A 22,695-nucleotide genomic window follows, 5' to 3' on the forward strand; every position below is an offset into this window, starting at 1 on the left:
GTTCACGACTGGTTCGGTGACCAAGTCCTGACGTTCGAATACATTCGCGACTTCGCTATCTGGCATATTGACGTTGATTGTCGTGATGTCTGTTTCCATGACCTCACGAACCGTAGCACTTGGGCTAGATACCAACATCGTAGTTAGTGGAAGGATACCGACCAAAACACCATTTCGGCTAACAACGAGAAGACTATCTGTCATCTCGGGTAGGCTTCGGTGTCTTCGCAAGTAGCGCAGAACAACGTCCATTGTGATGTCCGCACGGATAGTTACCGTGTCGGTGTTCATCAGGCCACCGGCAGTATCTTCCTCGTAGGCGAGGACTTCCTCGACACGTTCCCGGTCTTGGCTGTCCATGGAGTCTAGGACTTCGCCAATGACAGCTTCAGGTAGGTTCTGCAGTATGTCTGCTAGGTCATCTGTATCGAGATCTTCGGTGGCGTCGATAAGTTCTTGCGCATTTAACTTGCTCAAGAAATAGGCTTGGACGTCTTCGCTTAGGTCTTGAAGAACCTCTCCGCGATAATCATCATCGACGAGCTGCCAAATAATATTACGCTGTTTAGGTGGAGAAGACTCGATGAGGTGAGCGACATCGCTCGTCGATAAGCTCTTATTAATAATGCGAGCTACTTGCTTCAGAGAGCCGGCTTCAATGGCATCCGAAATGGAGCGCCAGTGTTGCTCTGGTGTCTGATTGTTAGAGTAGCTTGCCATGGGAACGCCGAAAGTTTGTTTAAGCTATGAGTATAGCGTATGGCGTGCAGATCGGTTGATTAATTTCTTAAGAAAACAATGGCTTAATAGGATAAGTTATAACGAATTAGAGTTAACTTTCTTCATCAAACCGATTATTGATCAATGTTTTCAAGGCATTCATGGCTTGCTCTTCATCCGCGCCATCAACAGTAATCGTTATCTGGGTGCCCTTGCTGGCTGCAAGCATCATGACAGACATGATGCTTTTTCCGTCAACTTCTCTATCGTCTTTTGTGATGGTAAAACTGCTTTCAAAATGACCGGTGCATTCCACGAATTTGGCTGCTGCTCGGGCATGCAGTCCAAGATCATTGATAATTTCGACAGTTTCGCGAAGCATTCGATTCCCTTTGAAGTCTCAGTGTTTTCTTAGAATTTATTTTATTGGGTTTTCATTGGAGCGGATAGTTCTTTGTGGCGAATCAACACGCTTTTGTGAGATTGCTTAAAGTATGCTCCGATTTTTTCGCATAAATAAACGCTACGATGCTGGCCGCCTGTGCAGCCAATGGCAATTGTCATATAGCTGCGGTTATTTGAGGCGAATTGATCAATCCACTTGTCGAGGAAAGTAATAATTGAAGACTCCATTTCCTCGACTTCTGAATGTGAACTTAAGAAATCTTCAACAGGTTTGTCGAGCCCCGTGAATACGCGTAGAGATGGGTCCCAGTACGGATTAGGGAGGCATCGAACGTCAAAAACATAATCTGCATCGCTAGGCACGCCGTGTTTGAATCCAAACGATTGGAATAGTAGGGCCATTTCTTGTGTAGCTCTGCCTGCTACTCGTAGTTTGATATGGTCACGCAATTCATACAAAGACATGTCGCTTGTATTTATATTGAGGTCAGCCTGCCTGGAAATGGGTTCTAATAAAACGCTCTCTTTGTTGATGGCTTCGCTTAAGGAAATGTCGGGAGAGCTTAAAGGGTGTTTTCTTCGTGTCGCATGAAAGCGCTTTATGAGTGTTTCGCTATCCGCGTCAAGAAAGATAATGTCTGTTTCGATATTCTGATTTTGAAAGGCTTGATAAAAAGCAGGGAAGTTTTCTATGCCGCTTTGTAGGTTGCGGGCATCAATGCTCACGGCAACTTTTGCCAAGCGCTCATCTGTTTGTCTTGCTGATTGTGAGCCAAGCTCTAAGAGCAAACCGACAGGTAGGTTGTCGATGCAGTAATAGCCTAAGTCTTCTAAAACATGGAGGGCAGTACTCTTACCTGAGCCCGATCGGCCACTAATAATTACGAGTTTCATGGTGCCTCCACAGTAAGGCAGTTAGCTTTCAGTCATTAACGTATAAAGCTCAGAATCAGATGATGCAGCACGTAGTTTATTGCAAAAAGAAGAGTCATTAAATCTTTCCGCTATTTGGCTAAGTAACTCTAAATGTTCGCTGCTTGCTTCTTTAGGAACGATCAGAACAAACAGTAGATTAACTGGTTGGTTGTCGATTGCGTCAAACGCGATATCTTGTTCAAGTGTAAATAATGCGCCTATGACTTTTGAGCATCTCAACATTCTGCTGTGAGGGATGGCAATTCCTTGTCCGATTCCAGTGCTACCTAATTTCTCACGGGCAATTAGATTTTCGAATAAATCTTCTTCAGACAGCTCGGGGATTTCTTGTGAAATTGCAGCTGCGATATGCTCTAGTGTTTTTTTCTTGCTAGTGCCCGGGAAACTGACGCGAGTCAGTCCCGGAACAAGAATAGAGCTAATAGTAATTGAACCTTCGTTCATTTTTCTTCCAATACTACGAGTAGCTACACGGCCCCATGCGAGCGCGCAACTTGTTTTTCTTTGTGTTTCAGTATCTGTCGATCAAGCTTGTCTATAAGCTTATCGATAGATGTATACATATCTTCGTCTTCTGCAGTACCGTGAATGTCTGCGCCGCTAATGTGAAGTGTGGCTTCCGCAATTTGTCTTAGCTTTTCCACTGAAAGGGTGACCTGCACATTTGTTATACCGTCCACGTGACGCTCAAGCTTCTCTAGCTTGTCAGTAACGTAGTTTTTCATTGAATCTGTTAGTTCAACGTGGTGACCGGTGATGTTTACTTGCATAAATGTCTCCTTGTTGGTTTTTTGCGGAAGAAATTTCCGCGGATGCTTCTAACAAGTCTTGCGAATATACAGCTTCTTACATTAAACGCTTCCTTTCGTTAGAAGGCGGGATTGACATCGCTTCGCGGTACTTTGCAATAGTACGGCGAGCAACGTTAATGCCTTGATCTTTGAGTAGGTCTGCAATTTTGCTGTCGCTAAGAGGTTTCTTAGGATTTTCAGCAGCAATTAATTTTTTAATGATAGCGCGTATTGCCGTCGATGAGCATTCGCCGCCAGAAGTCGTCCCAACATGGCTTGAGAAGAAGTACTTCAGCTCAAAGATGCCACGCGGTGTGTGCATATACTTTTGCGTTGTTACGCGAGAAATTGTGGATTCATGCATATCAACTGCTTGGGCTATATCATGGAGAATAAGCGGTTTCATTGCTTCTTCACCATAGTCTAAAAAGCCTTGTTGATGTGCAACAATTTTGCTTGCAACTTTGAGCAAAGTCTCGTTTCTGCTTTGGAGGCTTTTTATAAACCACTTAGCTTCTTGAAGTTGGTCCTTCATGAAGTTGTTGTCGTTGCTATTATCTGCACGTTTTATAAAGCCAGCGTAGCTGTTGTTTACGCGAATCTTAGGTGCGATTTCTGGATTGAGCTCTACTTTCCAGCGCCCATTTACCTTTTTCACCACGACGTCGGGAACAACGTATTCTGGTTCCGCTTGAATCACTGACTCGCCTGGGCGAGGGTTTAGCGATTGGATCAAGCGAAGAACTTCTTTCAAATCGTCTTCTTTAAGACGACTTCTTCTGATGAGCTGTGCGTAATCGCGACTACCCAGCAGATTGATATAGTGGCTGACGACAAGCTTGGCTTGCGGTAGCCACTCAGTGTCGGGATCTAGTTGACGTAACTGAAGCATTAGACATTCTTGAAGGTCTTTTGCGCCCACGCCTGCTGGGTCAAAATGTTGAACACGCTTCAGAACTGCGTGAACTTCTTCTAGTTCGACTGGATCTTCATCTTCTTCGTTAAATAGACCTTGATGAATATCTTCAATGGTATTTTGTAGATAGCCTTCCATGTCAATCGCATCAATAATTGTTTCTGCAATTAAACGATCGCGGTCAGAAAATGGTGTTAGATTAAGTTGCCATAGCAGGTGATCATTCAGAGACTCGCTAATTGAATTTCTGCTTTCGAAATCGCTGTCGTTCTCATCTGGCATTGTGCCAGAGCTTGCTGGGCCACTTGTTTGGTAGATGTCTTCCCATGCAGTATCGACAGGTAAATCGGTTGGTATCGAATCGCTAAATTCATCGCGTTCGCTTTCGTGAAGATCTCGTGATGGCTCGACTTCTGAATTTGATACTTCGCTAGATTGTTCATTTTTTGAATTTTGCTCTGACTCGCTATTTGGCGTCTCAGGACTGTCTTCAATCATTTCTAGCATTGGGTTTGATTCCAATGCTTCTTGGATTTCCGCCTGAAGATCTAGAGTCGATAGCTGAAGCAGTTTAATAGCCTGCTGCAGCTGGGGCGTCATTGTAAGACTTTGCCCCATTTTGAGTTGTAGGGATGCCTTCATTACCATCAGTCGGTCATCCTAACTTTTTCAGTGTTTTTGTCATTGTCGAACGAATTCTCTATGTGCTTGTCCAGCACGTAATGTCATATCTTCTATTTTAAGAACTTCCGAGAAGAATTTGAACGAGTTTTTGATGAACTTAGTTAAACCTTTTTTCACTGGTAATTGCACAGGGAATTTGGTTTTAAATTGTAAATTCATCGCCAAGGTAAACCTCGCGCACCTTTTTGTTCTCTAATACTTGCTCAGACGAGCCTGATGCAATGATGTGTCCATTGCCAACAATATAGGCTTGTTCGCAAATGTCTAAGGTCTCTCTCACGTTGTGGTCGGTGATAAGTACGCCAATATCTCGGTCGCGAACTTGTCGCACTATTTGCTTGATGTCGCTTACTGAAATTGGATCAACCCCTGCAAAAGGTTCATCTAGTAGAATGAAATCTGGCTCCATTGCGAGAGCTCTCGCAATCTCGACGCGACGGCGCTCGCCCCCGGATAAAGCCATACCTTGGCTGTCGCGAATATGTTCTATATGAAATTCTTTTAGTAATTGATCGGCTTTTTCGCGTTGTTCGGCCTTGCTTAATTCTTTTCTCGTTTGCAGAACGCTCAGAATATTTTCATATACAGTAAGTTTTCGAAATATTGATGCTTCTTGTGGTAAGTAACCAATACCGGCTTTTGCGCGCCCATGCATTGGCATGTTGCTAATGTCTCTGTCATCAATGAGGATTTGGCCCTTATCCTTGGATACTAGGCCAACGATCATGTAAAAGCAGGTAGTCTTACCCGCGCCGTTCGGACCAAGCAAGCCAACAATTTGTCCTGTTTTGATTTCAAGCGATACGTCGATAACAACTTGTCGTTTTTTGTAGGCTTTAGCAAGATGCTTAGCTTGAAGTGTCTTCATTAGGATTCGCTTGGTCTAGATTGTCGTTGGTTTGTGAATCGGAGTTTTCACTTGAAGGCTCAGATGCTTGAGGGAAGTACTGAATCTTCACTCGTTTGCCACTATCTTGATCCCCTTTGGCGCGAATTGCTTTGTCCATGATGTCGTATTCAATGCGATTTCCGGAAAACGAATTGGTGTCCTGGGCGAGTGTGGCGTTGCCGTTAAAAATCAAAACAGCATCTTTTGCTTTATACGTGATTTGTTCAGCTTGGCCGCTGGTGTTTTGAATATTGCTACTGGCGTCTGTTTGCTTGAATGTCGCGGGTGTACCATTCGCAATGATTTGTGTTACGGCGCGTTCACGAGCAAAAACACTGATGTTATCTGCGGTGAGTGTTGTCGAACCCTGGCGAATGATAACGTTGCCGCGATAGGTCGAAAAACCCTGTGAATCATCGATCACGGCACTGTCGGATTCAATTTCAATAGGTTGGGTTCGATCTACGTCAATGCTGTGAGCATTGTGCGTGGCAGTGAGTAAAAATAAAGTGACTAGAGCTAGGCTATTAATTCGCCAAGTCATAAATACCTCTAACGCGTTGAGAGAGTTCGATTTTTCGATCGTTGAGCGATGCTTCTAATCCGATAGATTTAAGCGTGCTTTTATCCTGAGTAATACTAACTTCGCGATCAGTAGATATAAAGTCATTGCGTGTATCGATATTCAGGTCTTGGGTAAGGATTGTTGTGATTTGTCCTTCTGAGCTAGTACGAGAAAGCTTGACCCGATCCTCTAGATATAGGTTTCCAGTATCGGCGTTAAATTGCCCTGATTCTGCGTTAAGTCTTAATTTGTCGCCTTGCTCATTGGTATACCAAATGGTTGGAGATTCTGTCGTAATCAGGGCATCATCTTTAAAGTAGAGAGACTTATCTGCTTTGACTTCTAGTTCTAGTTCGCCTGATTCTCCGAATTCCCGTAGGTAGGTATTGTTAGCGAAAGCAAAAGGTTTCTTTTCATTGCTGAATAGTTCTGGCGTCTCAGTTTGTGTAATGTCGCTGGTGTAGAACAGGCTTACCCCGACCAGTAAGATGACCGCCAATAATGAGAATTTTGATCGTTTAAAGGTTTTGCTCATATCACTTTTTTAAAAATGATTGATGAATGTCGTCGAGTAAACCTTGCGCTGATAGTATGAAGTCGCATGCCTCTCTTACGGCGCCATGGCCTCCGCTTGTTTGTGTGCACATGTCTGCATGTTCTTTCACAAAGCTATGCGCGTTCGGGACGGTGATGCCAAGGCCGCAGTGCTTGATGGCAGATAGGTCAGGCAAATCATCTCCCATATAGGCGCATTGCTCCCAGTCGAGTCCCAATTCTTGGCGAATATCATCAAGTGCAATCTTTTTGTCTTCGCGTCCTTGAACTAAATGCTTGATACCTAAGTCTCTTGCTCTGCGGGCGACAAGAGGCGAGTTCCTGCCCGTAATAATGGCAACTTCAATACCGTTTTGTTGGAGGAGCTTAATGCCGTGGCCGTCGAGTGTGCAAAACGCTTTTAGCTCGTCGCCTTGAGCAGAAAAAACAATTTTTCCGTCGCTTAATACGCCATCAACGTCGAGACCTAAAAGTTTGATCTTGTTTGCAGCATTTTTCGCTGCTTCGTTTATTGAATGGTTCATACGACACCCGCTTTCAAAAGGTCGTGCATATGGATCACGCCAACTAGTTTGTTCTCTTCATCAGATACCAAAAGCCCTGTGATCTTGTATTCTTCCATGACTTGCAATGCTTCGGCGGCGAGCGCCTTAGACTGAATCGTTTTGCAGTTCTTGGTCATTACTTTTGAGATCTCTGTGTTGTGAAGATCTAGCTTGTCATCAAAGGCGCGTCGAAGGTCGCCGTCTGTGAAGAGGCCTTGAATCTCGTTAGCATCATTCACAATCGCTGTGAGGCCAAAGCCTTTATCCGATATTTCAAATAGCCCTTCGGTCAGGGGTGTAGCAGGGCTGACTTCTGGAATTCTGTCACCTGTGTGCATCAGTTGCTCCACAGTCAATAGCAACTTACGCCCAAGGCTTCCGCCTGGATGAGAGAAGGCAAAGTCTTCTTCTGAAAAGCCTCTAGCTTCAAGAAGTGCAACAGCAAGCGCGTCACCAAGGGCTAGCGTCACGGTTGTACTTGATGTTGGGGCAAGTCCCAGGGGGCAAGCTTCTTTGCTGATGCTTATATCTAATGAAACATCACTAGCTGTCGCGAGTGCGGAGCTTTGCTTGCCTGTCATGCTGATGAGTGGCGCGCCCATGCGTTTGATTAGAGGAAGAATAGTTACCACTTCTTCCGTCTGGCCCGAGTTAGAAATGGCAAGCACAACATCTTGTTTGGTGATCATGCCTAGATCGCCATGGCTTGCTTCACCGGGGTGAACGAAAAATGCAGGTGTGCCTGTGCTTGCTAAAGTGGCTGCAATTTTGTTGGCGATATGACCTGATTTGCCCATGCCTGTCACAACAATTCGGCCAGAGCACTGAAGCATTAACTCACAAGCTTTTTCGAATGAGCTATCGATTCGTTCGAGCAAAGCGTTTACTGCATCGCGCTCGATTTCAATTGTACGTTTTCCAGAGTCTATATAATTCATGCAATTGTGCTGGCTGAATCCTGATAAAGAACGAATAGGTAGATAATATAGCTGCTTAGCATCACTGTGCCGGCAAGTTTTCCAATTTTCTCTCGTTTAAAGAGGTGGTTGATAAAACATACAAGAGCAAGGCCGAAAGTGAGCGTGAACATGAATCCATAGTCGCGAATCAAGTTTGCTTGCTCGATAAATGGCGGTGCAATCAGTGCTGGGATGGCTAGCACTGCGAGTAGGTTAAATAAGTTAGAGCCGATGATATTGCCAAGAGCAAGGTCATGGTGACCCTTCAATGCGCTAGCAATCGATGCCGCTAATTCGGGCAAGCTTGTACCTATCGCGACAATGGTTAAACCGATGATCAAATCGCTAATTCCAAGCGAACTTGCTATGCCACTTGCCCCCCAAACGAGCATTCTTGAACTTAAGATAAGGGCTGCAATGCTTCCGACCAAAATCGTGATCGCTTTGGTTTGAGCCATGGGTTCATTGTCTTGTACTTCCTCAGGTAATTCTGAAGAAGAGGAAGAGAGTTTAGCGAGTGCGATGAGCGAGATGAGGAGTATGCCAATAAGGATCAAGCCATCGTTGAAATCGAGCAGGCCGTCAATGATAACAATCGTTGCGAGCGCTGTTGCGATCAAAAGTATAGGTAGTTCAATTTTTAGTATTCCGAGCTTAATCGGAATAGCAGAAATGAGCGTAGTTACACCGAGCACTAGTGCTATGTTCGCAATGTTGGAGCCGAAAGCGTTTCCAACGGCGAGTGTGCTGGCTCCTTCGAGGGCTGCCATGCCTGATACGATAAGCTCGGGAGCGGATGTGCCAAATGCGACGATGGTTAGACCAACAAGCATCGGTGTCATGCCAAGGTTGAGTGCCGTGGCTACCGCACCTTCAACAAATTTGTCCGCACTCCAAATTAAAATTATCAAACCGATAATTACGGCTAAACTGAATACTAACAATGGGTATTGCTCTTATAAGGTTTTGTTAAAGCGCGCATTTTGCGAGACTTACCGGTACAGTGCAAGTAATAAGACCTGTAATTGCTTTGTTTAGTTTTTACTTGTAAATGCTTTCTTGAGGTCGCTACAATCAGACGCCTCAAAGGAACACTAGAATAAATTAGGAAATCGCTTGTCCTCCTATATAGAAGTCGAAAATCTTAGCTTCTCCCGCGGGTATAGAAAAATCTTCAATGGCCTCAGTCTGAGCATTCCGAGAGGAAAAGTGACGGCGATTATGGGGCCTAGTGGTATTGGTAAAACAACACTCCTCAAGCTCATTGGTGGTCAGCTGCGACCAGAGGGTGGTCGAGTATTGGTAGATGGCCAAGACTTCCAAACCTTAGGTCGCGACGAGTTATTTAAAGCGCGCGCCAAAATGGGCATGCTTTTTCAGAGTGGGGCGCTTTTTTCTGATCTGACCGTCTATGAAAACGTCGCGTTTCCTTTGCGTGCCCACACTAAACTTCCTGAGGATATGATTCGTGACATCGTGATCATGAAGCTCAATGCTGTGGGTTTGCGTGGTGCGCGTGATATGAAGCCTTCAGAGCTTTCTGGAGGTATGACTCGTCGTGTTGCTCTCGCGCGTTCAATCGTTCTTGATCCTGCCTTAATTATGTATGACGAGCCTTTTGCGGGGCAGGACCCGATCGCAATGGGAGTTCTTGTGCAGCTAATTCGTTTATTAAACGACACCCTAGGCCTAACGAGCGTTCTTGTTTCTCATGATATTGCTGAGTCATTGAGTATTTGTGATCACGCGATTGTTATTGCCGATGGTCGCGTGATTGGAGCGGGCTCTCCTGAAGAATTACGTCGTTCTGATTCTGCCTTAGTTAAGCAATTTGTTAACGGTTTACCTGACGGGCCTGTGCCATTTCATTTTCCTGCGCGAGATTATAAAGATGACTTGCTTGGTGTGGATGATTCAGACCTGCTCGGTTTAGGGGGTAGTCGTGGTTAAGTCCATTCAAAAGCTCGGGCGTACAGGTATTGAATTTATTTCGGCTCTCGGTCGTTCAGGCGTGTTTTTATTGCGCGCCATTATGGGCTTAAGTTTCACTCGTAAAGGGACGGGGCTGTTGGTGAAACAGTTCTATCAGGTCGGGGTGCTCTCTCTCATTATTATCATTGTTTCTGGCATGTTTATCGGCATGGTTATCGGCCTTCAGGGCTATAGCATTTTGGTGGACTACGGCTCAGAGCAAGCGGTAGGGCAAATGGTCGCGTTAACACTTGTAAGGGAGTTGGGGCCTGTCGTGACTGCGCTTCTTTTTGCTGGGCGAGCTGGTTCTGCTTTAACGGCAGAGATCGGGTTGATGAAAGCAACGGAGCAGTTATCGAGTCTTGAAATGATGGGTGTTGACCCGATGCGTCATATTATTGCACCGCGTTTTTGGGCGGGTTTTATTTCTTTGCCAATACTAGCTGCAATTTTTAGCGCAGTTGGGATTTTCGGTGGGATGCTTGTGAGTGTCGACTGGTTAGGCGTATACGATGGTGCGTTCTGGTCAAATATGCAGTCGGCAGTTGAGTTTGATGCTGACGTGCTCAATGGCATGATAAAAGCTGTAGTGTTTGGTTTGGTTGTAACTTGGATCGCGGTTTTTCAAGGTTATGATCTGATTCCAACTTCTGAAGGAATTAGTAATGCGACGACCAAAACGGTCGTTTATTCGTCATTAGCTATCCTTGGTCTAGACTTTCTGCTTACTGCAGTGATGTTCGGTGGTCTGTAAAGATCGCTTTGATGGAACTAAATGAGAATATGTATGTATAACAAATCAGTCGAATTAGTTGTGGGATTGTTTATGGTCGCAGGAATGGCCGCTCTGATATTTCTCGCACTGCAAGTTAGTGGCCTGTCGCTCGATTCACAAAAAGACTCGTACAAAGTCTATGCCCAATTTGATGATCTGGGTGGTCTGTCTGTTCGTGGACGTGTCTCGATGGCTGGTGTGGCGATAGGTCGCGTGAGCGATGTAAGTCTTGATAAAGAATCTGCAATGGCTTTGGTGGAAATGGAAATTTACGCCGAAGTCGATAACTTGACGACTGATAGTGTTGCGTCAATTCAAACCTCTGGGTTGTTAGGAGATAAGTTTGTCGCAATAAGTGTTGGTGCTGATGAAGAGTATCTGCAAGACGGCGATACTATTTTTGATACGCAGTCAGCCTTAAATCTTGAAAAATTGATCGGTGCATTCGCATCGGGTCAAGCAGACATTTAAGAGATAAAATATGTTTAGTGCACGATTGGCGGGTATTGTTTTCCTTCTCGTTGCCATGTTCACAGCTAAGGTTCATGCGGATGAATCGGATGTTGTAAAGCAAGCGGTTGAGCAAAATGTTGCTCAGATATTGGCGACCTTTGAAGCGGAAAAAGAGGGTTACGAAACAAACCCAGAAGTGTTCTACGCGAACATGGAAAAGGCTATCAGTGGTATTATCGATTTTCGTCGAATTGCTGCGCGCGTGATGGGAAAATATGCAAAACGTGCAGATAAAGATCAGCGTAATCGCTTTGTCGAAGCTTTTAAGTCAAGTTTATTTCAGAGTTATACGAGAGCTATTATCGAGCAAGGATCCTTCAATATGAAGGTGGTTAAGGCAACGATGAATCCTCGCAGTGATAAGCGTGCTTCCGTCGATATGGAAGTGATTACGCAAAGCGGAAATGTCTACCCAGTAACGTATTCAATGTACAAAAACAAAAGCGATCAATGGTTGATGGAGAACGTTATTGTTTTTGGTATCAATATAGGTTTGGCTTTCAGAGATAAGTTCGAAGCTCAAATGCGTTTGCGCAAAGGAGACGTAGATGAGGTTATTGCCAACTGGTCAGTCGATTTAAATATTGATGTAGATGAAGTTGTTGCAAGTCAGGCTGAGGTGCAAGAGAGCTAATGTTTCAGGTTTCGATGTCAGATAGCGAGCTTGTATTAAGCGGCGAGTTTGATCGTGGACAAACTATTGAAGCGAGAACGCAGCTTGAAGAGTATGTTAAATCCTCTTCTGCAGCAGCAATGTCGCTTAATTTAGAAAACCTGACTACATTCAATAGTGAAGTACTTTCACTCTGTTTGTGCCTCTTGCGCACGGCAAAGCAATGCGGTGTTGAGCTTAATTTTGTTAATGCTCCGTCTCGTTTATTCGATATGGCGCGAGTAGGCGGCATGGAGTTTATTTTCAGCCATTAGGCCTTTCTTTTCTTTTAAAGCTAAATTCTTAGCTTCTTCTTTAGTGCTTGCTGTGAATCCTGTATCATACGCGGCCGATTCTTCTCTATATTTTTAAGATTTACAGGTTGTTTGTATGCAAGCAAGCGAAGTTGAAGCGCTCGTCAAAGCGCAATACCCTGAAATGGATGTCGTTGTTGAAACAGATGGTTATCACTATCAGCTCAGAGCTGTTGGTCAAGAGTTCGCAGGCCTCAATAAAGTAAAAAGGCAACAACTCGTTTACGGATGTTTAAATGCTCATATCGTTGATGGAACGATCCACGCGGTGATTATGCAAACCTACACTCCTGAAGAATGGGCTGAACAAAACAGCTAAGCGATTCGAGTTAAAACGACAAGGCAACTATGGATAAATTAATGATTGGCGGCGGTGTCGCGTTAGATGGCGAAATTCGCATCTCTGGCGCAAAAAACGCAGCCTTACCAATTCTCGCGGCAACTTTGCTCGCCGATGAACCTGTTTCGATTGGCAACTTGCCACATCTTCATGACATCACCACGATGATTGAATTGATGGGACGTATGGGCGTTGAGTTATTGATTGACGAGAAATTGAGCGTCGAAGTCAATGCGACAACGATTCAAGACTTAACTGCGCCCTATGATCTAGTCAAAACTATGCGCGCCTCTATCTTGGTGCTTGGTCCTTTGCTAGCTCATTTCGGTAAAGCACATGTTTCGTTACCAGGCGGATGTGCAATTGGTAGTCGACCTGTTGATCTGCACATCAAAGGTTTGCAGGCAATGGGTGCGGATATAGTAGTTGAAGATGGCTATATCAAGGCAAGCTCAAATGGACGCTTGAAAGGCGCAACCATCGTATTCGATGTCATCACCGTAACAGGTACTGAAAACTTATTAATGGCTGCTGCGCTTGCTGAAGGCAAAACGATCCTGAAAAACGCTGCGAGAGAGCCAGAAGTTGTCGATTTGGCAGAATGCTTGATCGCAATGGGTGCCAAGATCACAGGCCATGGTACTGATGTTATTGAAGTGGAAGGTGTCGAGAGCCTAAAAGGCACGCATTATGACGTAATGCCGGATCGTGTAGAGACTGGAACATACCTCGTTGCAGCAGCAGCAACACGCGGTCGCGTTAAACTAAAAGATACACGAGCAGATTTACTAGATGCTGTATTAGTTAAGCTTGAAGAAGCGGGTGCAGAAATCACAACGGGTGAAGACTGGATCGAACTAGATATGAAGGGTAAACGTCCGAAAGCAGTTTCGGTTAAAACAGCGCCTTATCCTGCTTTTCCCACGGATATGCAAGCGCAATTCGTATCAATGAATTGCGTCGCTGAAGGTTCAGGCTCAATTACCGAAACAATTTTTGAAAATCGTTTCATGCACGTGCAAGAGCTACAGCGTATGGGCGCTGATATTAAGGTCGAAGGCAACACTGCGATTATTACAGGCGTTGAAAAACTTCATGCAGCGCCGGTTATGGCAACAGATTTGCGTGCTTCTGCAAGTCTTGTAATCGCAGGATTACTGGCTGATGGAAACACCTTAGTTGATCGCATATACCACATCGATCGTGGTTACGAATGTATTGAAGAAAAACTGCAATTGCTGGGCGGTAAAATCCAGCGTCTACCGGGTTAATGCTCGGTTTTATTGATTGCATAGCGGATTTAAAGAATGTCTGATTCATTGATCATCGCTCTATCTAAAGGGCGTATTTTGAAAGAAACCTTACCGTTGTTAGCGGAAGCGGGTGTTGAGCCTCTAGAGGACTTAAGCTCTAGTCGTAAGCTAATTTTTGATACAACGGTAGAAAATATTAAGTTCATTATTATTCGCGCGACTGATGTTCCATCTTATGTTCAGTATGGTGGTGCTGATATCGGTGTGACAGGTAAAGACGTGCTAATGGAGCACGGCGCTGAAGGTTTGTATGAGCCTTTAGATCTGCATATTGCTAAGTGTCGTTTGATGACAGCCGGTAAGAAAGGCGAAGACACGCCAGCCGGTCGAATTCGAGTTGCAACGAAGTTCGTTAATTTGGCGAAGAAGTTTTACGCGGAACAGGGCGTTCAAGCCGACATAATTAAATTGTATGGTGCAATGGAACTCGCTCCGATACTTGATCTTGCTGATGAGATCGTTGATATCGTCGATACAGGAAACACGCTCAAAGCCAATGGTCTAGAGCCACGCGAACATATTCACGATATTAGTACTCGCTTAGTTGTTAATCGTGCGTCTATGAAAATGAAGCACGCACAAATCCAACCAATTATTGAGTTGCTTGCAAAGGCTGTTGAGAAACGCCTGTAGTTGTTGAGAAATAGAAGTTGTTTTTGGAGATTTTATGTTAACTATCAAACGCTTAAGTTCGAAAGATTCGGATTTTAATGACAAGCTGGCAGATCTAGTCGCTTGGGATGAGGCGCTTGATGAGTCTGTGCATCGTACAGTTAAAGATATTATCTCAGATGTGCGTAAGCGCGGCGACGAAGCTGTTCTTGAGTTGACGAATCGCTTCGATCAAGTTGGAGCTAGCGCATTGTCAGAACTTGAAATGCCTCAATCTCGTTTGCAAGAAGCTTTAGAAGGCTTGCCTACGGATCAACGCGAAGCTCTGCAACAAGCTGCAGCGCGTGTACGTAGTTATCATGAAAAACAAGCGCAGGGTGGCAGTTCTTGGGAATTTACTGAGGCGGATGGTACCAAACTTGGTCAACGAGTTTTGCCTGTAGATCGTGCTGGATTGTACGTTCCGGGTGGTAAAGCGGCTTATCCATCATCTGTGTTGATGAATGCGATTCCAGCGAAGGTTGCTGGTGTTGAAGAAGTCGTGATGGTGGTGCCTACTCCAGGCGGCGAGGTGAATCAGCTTGTGCTGGCGGCTGCAGCTGTCTGTGGCGTAGATCGCGTATTCACGATCGGTGGTGCACAAGCTGTTGCAGCATTAGCGTATGGTACAGAGACGATTCCAGCGGTTGATAAAATTGTTGGCCCAGGAAACATCTTTGTTGCCACAGCGAAGCGTGAAGTCTTTGGCCAAGTCGGTATTGATATGATCGCAGGTCCTTCCGAGATTCTTGTTATTTGTGACGGTAAGACCGACCCTGATTGGATTGCGATGGATCTGTTCTCTCAAGCAGAACACGACGAAAATGCGCAATCAATTTTGATCTCAGACGATGCTGATTATCTCGATGCTGTCGAATCTAGTATCAATAAGCTAATCGATGGCATGGAGCGCAAAGATATTATTCGTGCATCCATCGAGGATAGAGCGGCATTAATTCAGGTTGAATCTCTTGAGCAAGCGGCTGAAGTTAGTAACACCATCGCGCCAGAGCACTTAGAGTTGTCGGTTGAAGATCCAGAAGCCTTAGCTCAGCATATTAAGCATGCAGGGGCGATCTTTATGGGGCGTTATACGGCTGAGGCCTTAGGCGATTATTGCGCCGGGCCAAACCACGTTCTACCAACTTCGGGAACCGCGCGTTTTTCATCTCCTCTAGGTGTGTATGACTTCCAGAAACGCTCATCGTTGATCTACTTCTCTGAGCAAGGGGCGAGTGATCAAGGCAAGGTAGCGTCTGTATTGGCGCGCGGAGAAGGTCTTGAAGCGCACGCACGTTCTGCGGAATATCGTATTAAAGAATAAATTTGATAGGGCGTCGTGATGACAGGATCGACGCCTACGCCAAGCCTTAAGCAGGTAGTTATATGTCTAATTCTCTTCCTCTTCAAAGTGCAGCACTTGTTGAAACCTTGGTTCGACCTGAAATCAGGGCGATGCACTCTTATCATGTTCCAGATTCTTCCGGTTTGTTGAAAATGGATGCCATGGAAAATCCCAATCTATGGCCCGGTGAATTACAACAAGAATGGTTCGAAACACTTAAAGGTTTGGATGTTAATCGTTATCCTGATCCGTCTTGCGCGGAGTTAAAGGCAGGCATCCGCGAGTTGTTAAAGCTAGATGCTTTGCATGAGCAATCAGGTTTTGATTTGGACATATTGCTTGGTAACGGGTCCGATGAAATTATCCAAATCCTAGCTATGGCGCTTGCTACACCTGAACGTGGCGTGTTGGCAGTTGAGCCAAGTTTTGTGATGTACAAAATGATCTCGGCTTTTGTTGGTGTGCCATACACTGGCGTGGATCTGAACGCCGATTTCTCAATTAATCTAGCCGCTACCTTATCGGCAATTCAAGAGCATGACCCAGCCGTTATTTTTTTAGCTGCGCCCAATAACCCGACAGGCAATGTGTTCTCTGAAGAAGATTTGCAGGCAATTATCGACGCCGCAAATGGCCTTGTTGTGCTTGATGAAGCCTACATGGCATTTACCGATAGTGATTTATTGTCTTACGTGTCGCGTTACCCAAATGTAGTTGTAATGCGAACCTTCTCGAAGGTCGGTTTAGCAGGTTTGCGCCTTGGCTTCATGGTGGGTAGCAGTACTTGGCTTAATGAATTTGAGAAGCTTCGTTTGCCATACAATATCAATGTGTTAACACAGGCCAGTGCTAGTTTAGCTATCAAGCACTACGACAAACTAGCGGCTCAATGTGAGTTGCTTAAGACTGCTCGATCTGAGTTACTCGCTTCCTTGGCGGATATTGATGGTCTGGAAGTTTTCCCTAGCGAAGCGAATTTCGTGCTCGTGCGCTGCAGTAATGGTGGAGCACGAAGTGTTTTTGAAGCAATGAAGACTCAGGGCGTGCTCATAAAGTGTTTGGATGGAGGGCATCCTCTACTAGCTGAGTGTTTGCGATTAACGGTCGGTACCGTCCAGCAAAACGAAGAAATGATTGTGGCGCTTAAGAAAGCATTGGCTTAGGGATTTCGGAGGGCAAGAAATGATCGAACGTATTGAGTTAGAGAAATATTTAGCAGACCTTCTCAGTATCTCGAGCATTCGAGACTATTGCCCAAATGGTCTTCAAGTCGAAGGTGCTAGTCAGATTTCAAAAATCGTCGGTGGTGTGACTGCGTCTCAAGACCTAATTGATGTTGCCATCAAAGAAAACGCCGATGCGATCTTGGTTCATCACGGTTACTTCTGGAAAGGTGAGTCAGAGGCTATTACGGGTATTAAGCGCAATCGAATTAAGGCCTTACTTGATCACGATATTAATCTATTTGCGTATCACCTTCCGCTAGATGTGCATCCTACACTGGGCAATAATGCTGAGTTAGGTCGTTTGCTTGGTTTCGAAACCAGCGGCGGGATGGAACCAGATAATAAGTTTAGTGTTGGGTTAGTGGGTTCTCTACCAACACCTATGGTGTTAAGCGATTTAACTAAGCATGTGAGCGCTGTGTTGGGACGTGATGCGCTGAGTATTGGTGCTTCAGATAAAGAAATCAAAACGGTTGCTTGGTGTACCGGTGGTGCGCAGAGCATGATTGATAAGGCGGTAGCGCTTGGTGTAGATGCATATATCAGTGGTGAGATTTCAGAACCGACTGTGCACATTGCGCGTGAAACGGGAGTGGCTTATATCTCGGCTGGCCATCATGCTACCGAACGATATGGCGCAAAAGCGCTAGGTGAGTATTTACAGGATAAGTTTGATCTCGATTTCGTTTTTGTTGATATCGATAATCCAGTCTGACGCTTAAGCGTCAGACGTTGGGCGTTTTTGTTCTTCGCCTTTATATTGCTGCTCTAAATCTTCGTTAAATTCATTAGGCGCATTTTGTTGCCCTTCAAAGCCATAACCCTCAGACAGCGTACCTTCTTCTTCAGGCTTATCTTTCGGTGCGTAATCCATTGGTGGTGTAACGTCATTATTAGCTATGTCGATCGTGTGGCCTCGGTGAGAGGGCGTTTTGCTTGCGTTGAAGCTTAGCGATAACACGCTTTCTATCTCGTCATCTTCGCACAACTTACGAGCACCACTCGCAAGTTGTTCGTGAACGTCTTTGTAGCTTTTATTCAGTGTTTGCACCTTGCGTGCAGTGTCCATGAAATGGGCAGTTACATCAGCTTGATAACGCGTAAAGCGTTCTTCGGTTTCGTTGAGTTTTGCTTGGAGGCGAGCAATCTTTCGGCCATCGCCTTTAGTGCTTCGTTGCACGAGAACGCCGATAACTAATCCTAAGCTAAATAAACCTAACGCTGCGATAACTTGAATGCTCGTTTCTGTCACAAATAACCTGCTTGTTTCTTTAATTGACGTGATTGGATACTAAAACCCTTTGTCTTACATGACAACACTGCTCAGTATGCTTTCCAAGAATATGAGAAATATTGGCCTTTCTCTTTGCATCACGGCAGAATATGCGCCGTTTTTATTGTAGCTGCAATCCTTTGATTGTCTTTAATCCTTACGGTGAGTTGTTTTATGTCTTTAGCGTCTCTTTCTCCTATTCAGCGATATGAACGTGATCTACAAAAAGATGGATTTATGGAAGATCCAGCACAGCGTATGGCTGTTGAAAAGCTGCAATCTTTGTATGACGCGCTGATCGAAGATGAGAAGCAAAGAGCAAAGAAAACCTATCGTTTTTTTGGGAAGTTCAAAAAGAAGAATATCGAACCCGTAAAAGGTTTGTATTTTTGGGGCGGAGTAGGTCGTGGTAAGACTTACTTGATGGATAACTTTTATGAAAGCCTACCTTTTGATCGCAAGATGCGTATTCACTTTCACCGCTTTATGCAGCGCGTCCATGCTGAACTGACCACGCTTAACGACACGCCTGACCCGCTATTGGTTGTTGCTGATCGTTTAGCTGATGAAACACGCATCATTTGTTTCGATGAATTTTTTGTTTCTGATATCGGTGATGCAATGATTCTTGCGGGCTTGATGGAAGCCTTGTTTGCACGCGGTGTGAGTTTGGTTTGTACGTCAAACATCGTACCTGACGGCTTGTATAAGGACGGCTTGCAGAGAGCTCGTTTCCTACCAGCGATCGCCTTAGTGAATAAACACACCGAAGTGGTCAATGTCGATGGTGGAACAGACTATCGTTTGCGTACTCTGCAGCAAGCTGAACTATTCCATCACCCTCTAGATGCGCAAGCAGATATCAATCTTGAGAAATATTTCTCTCAACTTGCCGTAGAAGCGGGTGAGCATGGGTTGTTGTTGACGATCAATGGGCGACCGCTGAATGCTCTGCGTCATGCTGATGACGTAGTGTGGTTTGACTTTAAGGAGCTATGTGATGGCCCAAGAAGTCAGAATGATTACATCGAGCTCGCGCGCGAGTTCCATGCTGTTATTTTGAGCGATGTTCCAACAATGGGCTCAGAGAATGACGATCAAGCTCGACGCTTTATCAATCTGATCGATGAATTCTATGATCGAAACGTAAAGCTGATTATTTCAGCTGCAGCGCCGATTCATGCCTTGTATGAAGGTGGTCGATTGAGTTTTGAGTTTGAGCGAACGGAGAGTCGACTGCTTGAGATGCAGAGTGAGGAGTACTTAGCTTCTGAGCACCGCGCTTAAAAACTCATTCAAAGCTATTCCAATTGCAAATACTGCGTTAAATATGCGCTCAAACTGCTCACTGGCTTTGCCAGAACGCACTTTAGTGCGGCCCGAAGGGTAAGCGGAGCGCATCATCTATTGTTTAGGCGGAAAGCACGGGGCTAGATAATACCTGTCATTGGGCGTTTTCTGGGATGGCTTTAACTTAACTCTTCTTTTCCTGTCGGCGCTGGCCGACGGCAGGTCGGGGTCTTTGTCTCGCCAAAGACCCCAACACCCCAAAAGGCGACCCGGATCGCTTGCGCGCTCGACGGGGTTATCCCTTCGTTCCAGTCCGTCATTGCCGCGAAGGCGGCAATCTATTGTTTAAAGTGTAATGCTCGGAACTAGACAAAAGCCGACCCAACTACCCCTCATGACCAATGCTCACTTCTAGAGAGGTGCAGACACATGGTAATGCAAAAGCCTCGAAACAGTTCCTGCGACCTAACAATAAAACCATCAAATAATGAGCTCAAAAACTATATAAATTTACAGGTGTAATGGAATCACGAAGATTTAAGGTGATCGCTTCCTATGAAACCCGTGAGATAAGTCTGTCTTTTTACGGCTTCCTTCTGATATTGTTTTATAAAACAATTACTTAAAAAATTGCCTCTGGATTTATACGGACCCGTGTAAACCCAAGTCTTCTTTTTGCGCAAAAAGAATCTTGATTTCTAATGATAGGGTGCTCTTTAAGTGATGGAATCAATTAAACAAAAATGGAATTTTGATGATCGTGAAGACGCTTTGTCCTCTGCGGTTTATACGGAATTCCGTATAGTAAGCTGTTAAGCCTAAAGGGAATTTTGCATGAATCGAAACTTACTTCTCGTTGTATACCTAATATTTTTGCCCTTTGCTTGCTTTGCTTCTTACCCAGAAGCAAACAATGAATACGTTAATGATTATGCCGATATCATTGAATTTGAGGTTATAGAGAAACTTCGAGAAGAACTCGAAGATGTAGAGTATTACAGTGGCGTCGAGATAACCGTTTTAACTATTGAAAGTTATCGCTCATACAAAACAGGCGACTACTCATGGGAATCTTTTGCTACTGGCTTGTTCAATGATTGGGGGGTAGGTAATCGAGCTCAAAACAATGGTGTTTTGTTTTTGGTATCAACTGACGACCGAAAGATTAGAATAGAGCTTGGTGCGGGTTACCCCGATCATTATGACGAGATCATGAAGTCAATAATCGACAACGATATCGCACCGCTCTTAAAAGATGAATACTTTACCGACGGTATTGAACTTGGGGTAGAGAAAATAGTGGACGCTACTACAGTTGAGGTTTCATTCTTCGATTGGTACAAGTGGTATATTCTCGGAGGTATTGGCGCTCTTATTTCTTTAATAATCGCACTTGTAATAGATAAAAAGAAAAATCCAGCGTTGTTTTGGGTTCTACTTGGTTTGGCAGGTTTCTTGATAATCTCAGTATTTAAAGGTTTGGCCAGTGGGAATCGCTCAGATGGTTTTGGTGGTGGCAGCTCAGATGGCGGAGGCGCTTCGGGTGATTTTTAAAAGGCTTAACAAGGCCAGCCATATTCGCTGCGCTGGACTCGTCGCTATCGCTCCTCGCCCATGCTGGCGGCGTTAGGTGGAATAGTAACGATGCACAGTAAAGCTATATATATGTTCTTAATACCAATAATATTATTTTTGGTATTAAGTTACTTTTGGTTCGATTCGGCTAGAAATTATGTTCATGGCTCTGTTGCTAATGAGTTAATTGAGGTAAAACTCTCTGAGTTAAAATTAATCGATAAAGCTATAGAGCAGCTTGAATCTGGAGAAACTGAAGCAGCGTTGAAATCAATTTACTTTCTACGAGAATTTCACAAAGAAGATTTATCTAACATCCAAAAAAACTTAGAGCCAGAAAAATCATGGGTAGATATTTTTACTTTATCACCAGAAACCATGGAAAATCTCAGGCAGTTTTTTAAATCTGAGAGAGAGACAGGCCAATGATGGAGCAACTTCCACCTAACCAGCGCCAGTACACGGACAAATTTTCGCGGGCTCAAATTTCCCCGTATAGCGAGCTCTAATACGTACTAAGAATGAGAAGCGGACGTAACAGATCTTTTATGTGTGCTCTCCACGATTTGAACATGCAGTCAGGGTTTTTATGAGTAACGCCAGACCAATCAAGGTTTTGATTAATGTTTTAAATTTTGCTGCATTCTTTTTCGTCTATGTGATGATCAAAAACGTATTAGAGGTAAAGCTTGGCTTTGTTAGAGGTGCAGCTGCCGCTCAGTGGGAGTTTGTCTTAGTTTTGTTGCCCATACCATTTATATTGGGCCTTATTACAGTGGCTTTAAGCGTCGCTAATAGGTCTAGATTATCTAGATTTTATTTAGCCACTTCTTTCCTAATGATGGCATCACCAATCCTTTGTTGGTGTGTGGCACGGTATATCCCATATCAATAAGACTATCGAACGTCAAATGAGAATATTGGTGATCACAACGTCCGCTTCTTTTGTAGAAGTTCGCATTAATTTCTAGTCGATGAGCGACAACCAAACATCCGCTTATGTCTATTTGCGAATGGAAAACCAATGACCGCTTTTCATTCTTAGTACGTATTAACGCCTTGCCCATGGGCTTGAGGTGCGAAGCAACGCAACTCCAAAACCACGAAGTGGCTAGGCATGCGGCAAATTGTTATAGGGCTTATTCGTCAATACCAGCATCGCAATCGTTACATGAGTTAGTTGATTTGCCTGTACCAAGCCAGCCTGGGATATCGTTTACCCCAGACTCATTGTCTGCTTTTGTAAGCTTGATATCCATTTTTTGATTGCAAAGCCAGCAACCAATTAGTGGTAGAAGCCATATTTGTGTGTAACAGATAAGCATTTGCTTAGTACTAAATATAGAAAATTTTGAGACTTCAATAGAAGTTAAAATATTCCAGATTACTGTAAAGCAAGCGGCCATACTGGCTACAAATAAAATTAGCTTATCAATTGTTTCCATTTAAGACCTATAACGCCGGTAGCAAAGGCGAGCGTTAGAGAGTCCAG

At 44.5% G+C, this 22,695-nt stretch carries 28 protein-coding genes; 14 read left to right on the forward strand and 14 right to left on the reverse strand.

The features are described from left to right. From A3739_RS19615 to A3739_RS19670, 12 genes are all read right to left on the reverse strand, one after another. On the reverse strand, positions 1 to 720 hold a 720-nt coding region (locus A3739_RS19615), incomplete at its 3' end, for a magnesium transporter (RefSeq protein WP_156502709.1). 112 nt (positions 721 to 832) lie between these two features. Further along, positions 833 to 1,102 carry an HPr family phosphocarrier protein gene (locus A3739_RS19620; RefSeq protein ID WP_068476104.1) on the reverse strand — a complete coding sequence of 90 codons (270 nt, stop codon included), beginning with the start codon at positions 1,100 to 1,102 and terminating at the stop codon, positions 833 to 835. A gap of 41 nt (positions 1,103 to 1,143) precedes the next feature. Then, on the reverse strand, positions 1,144 to 2,019 hold the full coding sequence (gene rapZ / locus A3739_RS19625; RefSeq protein WP_068476103.1) for an RNase adapter RapZ: 876 nt from the start codon (positions 2,017 to 2,019) through the stop codon (positions 1,144 to 1,146). Positions 2,020 to 2,040: 21 nt separating this feature from the next. Beyond that, complete coding sequence (ptsN, locus tag A3739_RS19630) at positions 2,041 to 2,505, reverse strand: PTS IIA-like nitrogen regulatory protein PtsN (protein WP_068476102.1); 465 nt, start codon at positions 2,503 to 2,505, stop codon at positions 2,041 to 2,043. Positions 2,506 to 2,528: 23 nt separating this feature from the next. Then, positions 2,529 to 2,831 carry a ribosome hibernation-promoting factor, HPF/YfiA family gene (hpf, locus tag A3739_RS19635; protein ID WP_068475009.1) on the reverse strand — a complete coding sequence of 101 codons (303 nt, stop codon included), beginning with the start codon at positions 2,829 to 2,831 and terminating at the stop codon, positions 2,529 to 2,531. A gap of 76 nt (positions 2,832 to 2,907) precedes the next feature. Further along, positions 2,908 to 4,410 carry an RNA polymerase factor sigma-54 gene (locus A3739_RS19640; protein WP_068476179.1) on the reverse strand — a complete coding sequence of 501 codons (1,503 nt, stop codon included), beginning with the start codon at positions 4,408 to 4,410 and terminating at the stop codon, positions 2,908 to 2,910. Positions 4,411 to 4,594: 184 nt separating this feature from the next. Beyond that, positions 4,595 to 5,320, reverse strand: coding sequence for an LPS export ABC transporter ATP-binding protein (lptB, locus tag A3739_RS19645; RefSeq protein ID WP_068476101.1), 726 nt, complete (start codon positions 5,318 to 5,320; stop codon positions 4,595 to 4,597). Beyond that, positions 5,301 to 5,885 (reverse strand): lipopolysaccharide transport periplasmic protein LptA, encoded by a 585-nt coding sequence (gene lptA, locus A3739_RS19650; RefSeq protein ID WP_068502532.1) that lies wholly within the window; start codon positions 5,883 to 5,885, stop codon positions 5,301 to 5,303. Before lptA ends, lptB begins: the two co-directional genes overlap by 20 nt. Then, a complete protein-coding gene (gene lptC / locus A3739_RS19655) occupies positions 5,869 to 6,441 on the reverse strand; it encodes an LPS export ABC transporter periplasmic protein LptC (RefSeq protein WP_068476099.1) in 573 nt (190 codons plus the stop codon). Before lptC ends, lptA begins: the two co-directional genes overlap by 17 nt. Before the next feature lies 1 nt (position 6,442). Further along, complete coding sequence (locus tag A3739_RS19660) at positions 6,443 to 6,985, reverse strand: HAD family hydrolase (RefSeq protein ID WP_068476098.1); 543 nt, start codon at positions 6,983 to 6,985, stop codon at positions 6,443 to 6,445. Then, positions 6,982 to 7,944 carry a KpsF/GutQ family sugar-phosphate isomerase gene (locus tag A3739_RS19665; RefSeq protein ID WP_068476097.1) on the reverse strand — a complete coding sequence of 321 codons (963 nt, stop codon included), beginning with the start codon at positions 7,942 to 7,944 and terminating at the stop codon, positions 6,982 to 6,984. Before A3739_RS19665 ends, A3739_RS19660 begins: the two co-directional genes overlap by 4 nt. Then, positions 7,941 to 8,909 carry a calcium/sodium antiporter gene (locus tag A3739_RS19670; RefSeq protein ID WP_068476096.1) on the reverse strand — a complete coding sequence of 323 codons (969 nt, stop codon included), beginning with the start codon at positions 8,907 to 8,909 and terminating at the stop codon, positions 7,941 to 7,943. Before A3739_RS19670 ends, A3739_RS19665 begins: the two co-directional genes overlap by 4 nt. 172 nt (positions 8,910 to 9,081) lie before the next feature. Here A3739_RS19670 and A3739_RS19675 point away from each other — a divergent pair, with 172 nt between their 5' ends. The 11 genes from A3739_RS19675 (at position 9,082) to A3739_RS19725 (ending at position 17,780) form a co-directional block, all read left to right on the forward strand. Beyond that, a complete protein-coding gene (locus A3739_RS19675; protein ID WP_068476095.1) occupies positions 9,082 to 9,915 on the forward strand; it encodes an ABC transporter ATP-binding protein in 834 nt (277 codons plus the stop codon). Next, a complete protein-coding gene (mlaE, locus tag A3739_RS19680) occupies positions 9,908 to 10,690 on the forward strand; it encodes a lipid asymmetry maintenance ABC transporter permease subunit MlaE (protein ID WP_068502536.1) in 783 nt (260 codons plus the stop codon). Before A3739_RS19675 ends, mlaE begins: the two co-directional genes overlap by 8 nt. A 33-nt stretch (positions 10,691 to 10,723) precedes the next feature. Beyond that, positions 10,724 to 11,182 carry an outer membrane lipid asymmetry maintenance protein MlaD gene (gene mlaD / locus A3739_RS19685; RefSeq protein WP_068475088.1) on the forward strand — a complete coding sequence of 153 codons (459 nt, stop codon included), beginning with the start codon at positions 10,724 to 10,726 and terminating at the stop codon, positions 11,180 to 11,182. A 10-nt stretch (positions 11,183 to 11,192) separates the two neighbouring features. Further along, positions 11,193 to 11,858 carry a phospholipid-binding protein MlaC gene (locus A3739_RS19690; RefSeq protein ID WP_068475091.1) on the forward strand — a complete coding sequence of 222 codons (666 nt, stop codon included), beginning with the start codon at positions 11,193 to 11,195 and terminating at the stop codon, positions 11,856 to 11,858. Further along, a complete protein-coding gene (locus A3739_RS19695) occupies positions 11,858 to 12,151 on the forward strand; it encodes an STAS domain-containing protein (protein ID WP_068475094.1) in 294 nt (97 codons plus the stop codon). Before A3739_RS19690 ends, A3739_RS19695 begins: the two co-directional genes overlap by 1 nt. Before the next feature lie 115 nt (positions 12,152 to 12,266). After that, positions 12,267 to 12,509: a BolA family protein gene (locus A3739_RS19700; protein WP_068475162.1), complete on the forward strand. Its 243-nt coding sequence runs from the start codon at positions 12,267 to 12,269 to the stop codon at positions 12,507 to 12,509. Between the two features lie 29 nt (positions 12,510 to 12,538). Next, positions 12,539 to 13,801, forward strand: coding sequence for a UDP-N-acetylglucosamine 1-carboxyvinyltransferase (gene murA / locus A3739_RS19705; RefSeq protein WP_068476205.1), 1,263 nt, complete (start codon positions 12,539 to 12,541; stop codon positions 13,799 to 13,801). A 36-nt stretch (positions 13,802 to 13,837) separates the two neighbouring features. Beyond that, positions 13,838 to 14,476 (forward strand): ATP phosphoribosyltransferase, encoded by a 639-nt coding sequence (gene hisG, locus A3739_RS19710; protein WP_068476206.1) that lies wholly within the window; start codon positions 13,838 to 13,840, stop codon positions 14,474 to 14,476. Positions 14,477 to 14,510: 34 nt separating this feature from the next. Then, on the forward strand, positions 14,511 to 15,818 hold the full coding sequence (gene hisD, locus A3739_RS19715) for a histidinol dehydrogenase (protein WP_068476207.1): 1,308 nt from the start codon (positions 14,511 to 14,513) through the stop codon (positions 15,816 to 15,818). A 62-nt stretch (positions 15,819 to 15,880) separates the two neighbouring features. Beyond that, the gene (hisC, locus tag A3739_RS19720; protein WP_068476208.1) at positions 15,881 to 17,002 is read left to right on the forward strand and encodes a histidinol-phosphate transaminase; all 1,122 of its coding nucleotides are present in this window, start codon (positions 15,881 to 15,883) and stop codon (positions 17,000 to 17,002) included. 19 nt (positions 17,003 to 17,021) lie between these two features. Continuing rightward, positions 17,022 to 17,780 carry a Nif3-like dinuclear metal center hexameric protein gene (locus tag A3739_RS19725; RefSeq protein WP_068476209.1) on the forward strand — a complete coding sequence of 253 codons (759 nt, stop codon included), beginning with the start codon at positions 17,022 to 17,024 and terminating at the stop codon, positions 17,778 to 17,780. A 3-nt stretch (positions 17,781 to 17,783) separates the two neighbouring features. Here the strand turns inward: A3739_RS19725 and A3739_RS19730 are convergent, their stop codons facing one another. Continuing rightward, a complete protein-coding gene (locus A3739_RS19730; protein WP_068476210.1) occupies positions 17,784 to 18,317 on the reverse strand; it encodes a YhcB family protein in 534 nt (177 codons plus the stop codon). A 195-nt stretch (positions 18,318 to 18,512) separates the two neighbouring features. On the opposite strand from A3739_RS19730, the gene zapE reads away from it, so the two are divergent. The 3 genes from zapE (at position 18,513) to A3739_RS19745 (ending at position 21,632) form a co-directional block, all read left to right on the forward strand. Then, positions 18,513 to 19,625, forward strand: a complete 1,113-nt coding sequence (zapE, locus tag A3739_RS19735; RefSeq protein ID WP_068476211.1) for a cell division protein ZapE — start codon at positions 18,513 to 18,515, stop codon at positions 19,623 to 19,625. An 837-nt stretch (positions 19,626 to 20,462) separates the two neighbouring features. Beyond that, the gene (locus A3739_RS19740) at positions 20,463 to 21,182 is read left to right on the forward strand and encodes a YgcG family protein (RefSeq protein ID WP_068502538.1); all 720 of its coding nucleotides are present in this window, start codon (positions 20,463 to 20,465) and stop codon (positions 21,180 to 21,182) included. A 60-nt stretch (positions 21,183 to 21,242) separates the two neighbouring features. Next, positions 21,243 to 21,632, forward strand: a complete 390-nt coding sequence (locus A3739_RS19745) for a hypothetical protein (RefSeq protein ID WP_156502710.1) — start codon at positions 21,243 to 21,245, stop codon at positions 21,630 to 21,632. 710 nt (positions 21,633 to 22,342) lie between these two features. Here A3739_RS19745 and A3739_RS19755 read toward each other — a convergent pair. Beyond that, the gene (locus A3739_RS19755; protein ID WP_068500639.1) at positions 22,343 to 22,648 is read right to left on the reverse strand and encodes a hypothetical protein; all 306 of its coding nucleotides are present in this window, start codon (positions 22,646 to 22,648) and stop codon (positions 22,343 to 22,345) included. Positions 22,649 to 22,695: the final 47 nt, after the last annotated feature.

This window comes from Oleiphilus sp. HI0067, assembly GCF_001635735.1.

Excerpts from the sequence above, each read along its gene's own strand:
- A3739_RS19755 (WP_068500639.1), bottom strand. The coding sequence starts at position 22,648 with ATGGAAACAATTGATAAGCTAATTTTATTTGTAGCCAGTATGGCCGCT.
- hpf (WP_068475009.1), bottom strand. The coding sequence starts at position 2,831 with ATGCAAGTAAACATCACCGGTCACCACGTTGAACTAACAGATTCAATG.
- hisD (WP_068476207.1), top strand. The coding sequence starts at position 14,511 with ATGTTAACTATCAAACGCTTAAGTTCGAAAGATTCGGATTTTAATGAC.
- lptC (WP_068476099.1), bottom strand. The coding sequence starts at position 6,441 with ATGAGCAAAACCTTTAAACGATCAAAATTCTCATTATTGGCGGTCATC.
- A3739_RS19620 (WP_068476104.1), bottom strand. The coding sequence starts at position 1,102 with ATGCTTCGCGAAACTGTCGAAATTATCAATGATCTTGGACTGCATGCC.
- A3739_RS19660 (WP_068476098.1), bottom strand. The coding sequence starts at position 6,985 with ATGAACCATTCAATAAACGAAGCAGCGAAAAATGCTGCAAACAAGATC.
- A3739_RS19640 (WP_068476179.1), bottom strand. The coding sequence starts at position 4,410 with ATGAAGGCATCCCTACAACTCAAAATGGGGCAAAGTCTTACAATGACG.
- A3739_RS19740 (WP_068502538.1), top strand. The coding sequence starts at position 20,463 with ATGAATCGAAACTTACTTCTCGTTGTATACCTAATATTTTTGCCCTTT.
- hisC (WP_068476208.1), top strand. The coding sequence starts at position 15,881 with ATGTCTAATTCTCTTCCTCTTCAAAGTGCAGCACTTGTTGAAACCTTG.
- mlaD (WP_068475088.1), top strand. The coding sequence starts at position 10,724 with ATGTATAACAAATCAGTCGAATTAGTTGTGGGATTGTTTATGGTCGCA.
- lptB (WP_068476101.1), bottom strand. The coding sequence starts at position 5,320 with ATGAAGACACTTCAAGCTAAGCATCTTGCTAAAGCCTACAAAAAACGA.
- zapE (WP_068476211.1), top strand. The coding sequence starts at position 18,513 with ATGTCTTTAGCGTCTCTTTCTCCTATTCAGCGATATGAACGTGATCTA.
- rapZ (WP_068476103.1), bottom strand. The coding sequence starts at position 2,019 with ATGAAACTCGTAATTATTAGTGGCCGATCGGGCTCAGGTAAGAGTACT.
- A3739_RS19665 (WP_068476097.1), bottom strand. The coding sequence starts at position 7,944 with ATGAATTATATAGACTCTGGAAAACGTACAATTGAAATCGAGCGCGAT.
- murA (WP_068476205.1), top strand. The coding sequence starts at position 12,539 with ATGGATAAATTAATGATTGGCGGCGGTGTCGCGTTAGATGGCGAAATT.
- A3739_RS19690 (WP_068475091.1), top strand. The coding sequence starts at position 11,193 with ATGTTTAGTGCACGATTGGCGGGTATTGTTTTCCTTCTCGTTGCCATG.
- A3739_RS19725 (WP_068476209.1), top strand. The coding sequence starts at position 17,022 with ATGATCGAACGTATTGAGTTAGAGAAATATTTAGCAGACCTTCTCAGT.
- A3739_RS19745 (WP_156502710.1), top strand. The coding sequence starts at position 21,243 with ATGCTGGCGGCGTTAGGTGGAATAGTAACGATGCACAGTAAAGCTATA.
- A3739_RS19700 (WP_068475162.1), top strand. The coding sequence starts at position 12,267 with ATGCAAGCAAGCGAAGTTGAAGCGCTCGTCAAAGCGCAATACCCTGAA.
- ptsN (WP_068476102.1), bottom strand. The coding sequence starts at position 2,505 with ATGAACGAAGGTTCAATTACTATTAGCTCTATTCTTGTTCCGGGACTG.
- lptA (WP_068502532.1), bottom strand. The coding sequence starts at position 5,885 with ATGACTTGGCGAATTAATAGCCTAGCTCTAGTCACTTTATTTTTACTC.
- A3739_RS19695 (WP_068475094.1), top strand. The coding sequence starts at position 11,858 with ATGTTTCAGGTTTCGATGTCAGATAGCGAGCTTGTATTAAGCGGCGAG.
- hisG (WP_068476206.1), top strand. The coding sequence starts at position 13,838 with ATGTCTGATTCATTGATCATCGCTCTATCTAAAGGGCGTATTTTGAAA.